A 5013-nucleotide genomic window follows, 5' to 3' on the forward strand; every position below is an offset into this window, starting at 1 on the left:
CGCCAGCCCCAAGCCGGTCGAGCGGGAGTTCGTCCGGCGCGTCCGCGCCAAAGGCGTTTCCTGCACGGTGCGCGACACGCGCGGCCGCGAGATCAGCGCCGCGTGCGGACAGCTGGCCGCCGAAGGCGGGTAGCGCGCGGTCGCCGGGTGAACCCGTAGGGCGACGCGCACGTCTTAAAGGCATAACTTCAGCAACCCGGGGGTGTGCCGTGATCCGCTTGTTCTCTCCGCTCAAGTTGTTTGTCGCGGCCCTCATCGCCGCGGCACTGATAGTGGTGCTCGGTGGCGCGCCGCGCGCGGCCGCCGCCGATGACCGGCTGCAATTCAGCGGCACGACCCTGGCTGGTGCGCCGTTCAACGGCGCCAGCTTGCAGGGCAGGCCCGCGGTGTTGTGGTTCTGGGCGCCGTTTTGCCCGTTTTGCAACGCCGAGGCCCCAGGCGTCAGCCAGGTGGCGGCCGCCAATCCCGGCGTCACCTTCGTCGGCGTCGCCGGTCACTCGGATGTCGGCGCGGAACAGAACTTCGTCTCCAAGTACGGCCTGAGATTCACCAACCTCAACGACGCCGACGGCTCGATCTGGGCCCGCTACAACGTCCCCTGGCAGCCCGCCTACGTGTTCTACCGCGCCGACGGCAGCTCGACGTTCGTCAACAACCCGACCTCGGCGATGTCCCAGCAGGAGCTTTCCGACCGGGTCTCGGCCCTGAGGTCCTGACTCGGTGGACCAGGGTCTGGTCGGCCTGGCCTTCGCCGCCGGATCGGTGGCCGCGCTGAACCCGTGCGGTTTTGCCATGCTGCCCGGCTACCTGCTGCTGGTGGTGCGCGGCCAGGGTTCGGGGGCGGTCTCGGGTGCGGCGGCGGCCGGGCGTGCGCTGGCGGCCACCGCGGGGATGGCGCTGGGCTTCCTGACGGTGTTCGGCGCGTTCGGCGCCCTGACCGTTTCGGCGGCGAGCACCGTGCAGCGGTTCCTGCCGTACGCCACCGTGGGCGTGGGTGTGGTGCTGATCGGGCTCGGGGCGTGGCTGCTGGCGGGCCGGGGACTGTCGGCCCTGACCCCACGACCGCTGGGCCCGCGGTGGGCGCCCACCGCGCGGCTGGGCTCCATGTACGGCTACGGCATCAGCTACGCGATCGCCTCGTTGTCGTGCACCGTCGGGCCGTTCCTGGCCGTCACGGCGGCCGGCCTACGCGGGGGATCGGCCGTCACCGGGGTGGCGATCTATCTCGCCTACAGCGCGGGGCTGACCCTGGTGGTCGGGGTGCTGGCGGTCGCCGCGGCCACGGCGAGCACGGCGCTGATGGACCGGTTGCGCCGGCTCTTGCCGTTCGTCAACCGGATCGGCGGCGCGTTGCTGGTGCTGGTCGGGCTGTACGTGGCCTATTACGGCGGTTACGAGGTGCGACTGTTCGGCGCCGGCGGCGACCCGCGGGACGCGGTGATCACCGCGGCCGGGCGGCTACAGGGCGCGATGGCCGGCTGGGTGCATCAGCACGGGATGTGGCCGTGGCTGGTGGCCGTGTTCGCATTGACGGCCGTGGTGATCGGGGGCGCCTGGCATCGCCGGGTGCGCCGCTAGGGCAAACGCGCGGCCGGCTACCTGATCCAGCCGCGGCGGCGGCCCCACAGGTCGCGGATCAGCGCCACGAGGATCAGCGCGGCAAACCCGATCAGGAACCAGTTCTCGATGTGGCCGACATGGTTGCCGCGCAGCATCGCCAGCAGGAATCCGAAGCCGATCAGGCCGGCGATGTGCCAGGTCCGGTGATTGATCCTGCTCCAACCCCACGCTGCCGACGGCACCTCGACGTCGTCGACGCCGGTGAAGCGCTCCACCTCGGTACTGGCCACGGCGAATCCCCTTCGGATCGGATTGGCTTGTCGAACCCAAATTCTGGCATACCCCCGCCTGGCTCGACGGCCGCGGTCCGGCGGATGGCCCCGGTCGGTGCCGGGCGGCACAATGAATGAGTGACCAACCCGACGACCGACGGGCAAACGCGCGACCGGCTGCGCGTCCTGGTGCTCGGCAGCACCGGCTCCATCGGCACCCAGGCGCTGGACGTCATCGCCGCCAACCCGGACCGCTTCGAGGTGGTCGGCCTGGCCGCGGGCGGTGCCAACCTGGACACCCTGTTGCGGCAGCGCGCCGAGACCGGCGTGACCAACGTCGCGGTCGCCGACGAGCGCGCGGCGCAGCGGGTCGGTGACATCCCGTTCTGCGGGTCCGACGCGGCCACTCGGCTGGTGCAGGAGACCGAGGCCGACGTCGTGCTCAACGCGCTGGTGGGCGCGCTGGGCCTGCGGCCGACGCTGGCCGCGCTGGAGTCGGGCGCCCGGCTGGCGCTGGCCAACAAGGAATCGCTGATCGCCGGCGGTCCGCTGGTGCTCCGGGCCGCCAAGCCGGGGCAGATCGTGCCCGTCGATTCCGAACACTCCGCGCTGGCCCAGTGCCTGCGCGGCGGGGCCCCCGATGAGGTCGCCAAGCTGGTGCTGACCGCCTCCGGCGGCCCGTTCCGCGGCTGGACCGCCGCCCAGCTGGAGGACGTCACCCCGGAGCAGGCGGGCGCCCACCCGACGTGGTCGATGGGCCCGATGAACACACTGAACTCGGCCTCGCTGGTCAACAAGGGGCTCGAACTCATCGAGACCCACCTGCTGTTCGGCATTCCCTATGACCGCATCGAGGTCGTGGTGCACCCCCAGTCGATTGTTCATTCGATGGTCACCTTCATCGACGGCTCTACCCTGGCCCAGGCCAGCCCGCCGGACATGAAGCTGCCGATCTCGCTCGCCCTCGGCTGGCCGCAGCGGGTTGCGGGCGCGGCCGCCAGCTGCGACTTCAGCACGGCCTCTAGCTGGGACTTCGAGCCGCTGGACGACGACGTTTTCCCCGCCGTCGAGTTGGCCAGGCACGCCGGGCAGATCGGCGGCTGCATGACCGCCGTCTACAACGCGGCCAACGAGGAGGCGGCGGCGGCCTTCCTCGCGGGACGGGTCGGGTTCCCCGCGATCGTCAAAACCATCGCCGACGTGCTGCACGCCGCCGACCAATGGGCCGTGTCACCCGCTACCGTGGATGAGGTACTCGACGCGCAGCGCTGGGCACGCGAGCGGGCGCGGCGTTCCGTCGCACACGCCCGGCCCGCCGAGGTGTCGGCAAAAGCCTCCGGAATGGTGTGAGAAAGGTCCTGGGAGACCAGATGATGTTCGTAATCGGCATTGTGCTGTTCGCACTGGCCATCCTGATCTCGGTGGCCCTGCACGAGTGCGGGCACATGTGGGTCGCGCGCGCGACCGGCATGAAGGTGCGCCGCTACTTCGTCGGTTTCGGGCCCACGCTGTGGTCGACCCGGCGCGGCGAAACCGAATACGGCCTCAAAGCCGTGCCGCTGGGCGGCTTCTGCGACATCGCCGGCATGACGTCGGTGGAGGAGTTGGCGCCCGACGAGACCGACCGCGCCATGTTCAAGCAGAAGGTTTGGAAGCGGGTCGCGGTGCTGTTCGCCGGTCCCGCCGCGAACTTCATCATCTGCCTGGTGCTGCTTTACGGCATCGCGCTCATCTGGGGGCTGCCGAACCTGCACCCGCCCACCCAGGCCGTGGTCGGCGAAACCGCTTGTGTGGCACCGGAAGTGGCGCCGGGAAAGATCGCGGACTGCACCGGCCCCGGGCCGGCGGCGCTGGCCGGAATCCGGCCGGGCGACGTCATCGTCAAGGTGGGTGACACCCCGGTGTCGACCTTCGAGGACATGGCCGCCGCCATCCGCAAGGTGCACGGCAATGTCCCGATCGTCGCCGAGCGCAACGGCACCAAGATCACCACCTACGTCGACGTCACCACCACCCAGCGCTACCTGGGCAACGGGCAGGGCGCTCAGCAACAACCCTCGACGGTCGGCGCCATCGGCGTCGGCGCCGTCAAGGTGGCGCCCACCCGCTACGGGGTGTTCACCGCGATCCCGGCCACCGTTGCCTTCGCCGGTGACCTCACCGGCGAGGTCGGCAAGGCGCTGGTCGCGATCCCGACGAAGGTCGGTGCGCTGGTGCACGCCATCGGCGGCGGGCAGCGCGATCCGCAGACCCCGATGAGCGTCGTCGGCGCCAGCATCATCGGCGGTGACACCGTCGACCACGGGTTGTGGGTGGCGTTCTGGTTCTTCCTGGCCCAGCTGAACCTCATCCTGGGTGCGATCAACCTGGTGCCGCTGTTGCCCTTCGACGGCGGCCACATCGCCATCGCGGTGTTCGAGAAGATCCGTAACCTGGTGCGGTCGGCGCGGGGCATGGTCGCGGCCGCGCCGGTGAACTACCTCAAGCTGATGCCCGCGACATACGTCGTGCTGGTGTTCGTGGTCGGCTACATGCTGCTGACCGTCACCGCCGATCTGGTGAATCCGATCCGGCTGTTCCAGTAGAGAGAAGGCAGCGCACATGACTATCGGCCTGGGCATGCCGCAGACCCCGGCGCCCACGCTTGCGCCCCGGCGCCCCACGCGCCAACTGATGGTCCGCGACGTAGGGGTCGGCAGCGATTATCCGATCTCGGTGCAGTCGATGTGCACCACCAAGACGCATGACGTCAACACGACGCTGCAGCAGATCGCCGAGTTGACCGCCGCCGGCTGCGACATCGTCCGGGTGGCCTGCCCGCGCCAGGAGGACGCCGACGCGCTGGCCGAAATCGCCCGGCACAGCCAGATCCCGGTGATCGCCGACATCCACTTCCAGCCCAAGTACATCTTCGCCGCCATCGACGCCGGGTGCGCCGCCGTGCGGGTGAACCCCGGCAACATCAAGGAATTCGACGGCCGCGTGGGCGAAGTCGCCAAGGCCGCCGGTGCGGCCGGCATCCCGATCCGCATCGGCGTCAACGCGGGCTCGCTGGACAAGCGGTTCATGCAGAAGTACGGCAAGGCCACCCCGGAGGCGCTGGTCGAGTCCGCGCTGTGGGAGGCCTCGCTGTTCGAGGAGCACGGCTTCGGCGACATCAAGATCAGCGTCAAGCACAACG

Annotated in this window: 6 protein-coding genes and 1 pseudogene; 6 read left to right on the top strand and 1 reads right to left on the bottom strand. The window is 69.9% G+C overall.

Annotated elements, in window-relative coordinates:
- The 3 genes and pseudogenes from A9W96_RS31870 to A9W96_RS27240 form a co-directional block, all read left to right on the top strand.
- Positions 1–133, top strand: a pseudogene (locus tag A9W96_RS31870) (23S rRNA (adenine(2503)-C(2))-methyltransferase RlmN); the annotation flags it as partial.
- A 76-nt stretch (positions 134–209) separates the two neighbouring features.
- Entirely contained in the window at positions 210–716 is a 507-nt protein-coding gene (locus tag A9W96_RS27235) for a protein disulfide oxidoreductase (RefSeq protein ID WP_066870256.1), read from the top strand.
- Positions 717–720: 4 nt separating this feature from the next.
- Positions 721–1578: a cytochrome c biogenesis CcdA family protein gene (locus tag A9W96_RS27240; protein WP_067144389.1), complete on the top strand. Its 858-nt coding sequence runs from the start codon at positions 721–723 to the stop codon at positions 1576–1578.
- A gap of 17 nt (positions 1579–1595) precedes the next feature.
- Here A9W96_RS27240 and A9W96_RS27245 read toward each other — a convergent pair whose 3' ends face one another.
- Positions 1596–1850, bottom strand: a complete 255-nt coding sequence (locus A9W96_RS27245) for a DUF2631 domain-containing protein (RefSeq protein ID WP_066870261.1) — start codon at positions 1848–1850, stop codon at positions 1596–1598.
- Positions 1851–1970: 120 nt separating this feature from the next.
- Between A9W96_RS27245 and dxr the strand changes: the two genes are divergently transcribed.
- The 3 genes from dxr to A9W96_RS27260 form a co-directional block, all read left to right on the top strand.
- Positions 1971–3182 (top strand): 1-deoxy-D-xylulose-5-phosphate reductoisomerase, encoded by a 1212-nt coding sequence (dxr, locus tag A9W96_RS27250; RefSeq protein ID WP_066876165.1) that lies wholly within the window; start codon positions 1971–1973, stop codon positions 3180–3182.
- 20 nt (positions 3183–3202) lie between these two features.
- Positions 3203–4417 (top strand): RIP metalloprotease, encoded by a 1215-nt coding sequence (locus tag A9W96_RS27255; protein ID WP_067022813.1) that lies wholly within the window; start codon positions 3203–3205, stop codon positions 4415–4417.
- 16 nt (positions 4418–4433) lie between these two features.
- Positions 4434–5013 (top strand): flavodoxin-dependent (E)-4-hydroxy-3-methylbut-2-enyl-diphosphate synthase (locus A9W96_RS27260; RefSeq protein WP_197499675.1); only part of this gene is annotated, 580 nt, incomplete at its 3' end.

The organism is Mycobacterium sp. 1245852.3 (assembly GCF_001669335.1).
Classification (GTDB): domain Bacteria; phylum Actinomycetota; class Actinomycetes; order Mycobacteriales; family Mycobacteriaceae; genus Mycobacterium; species Mycobacterium europaeum_A.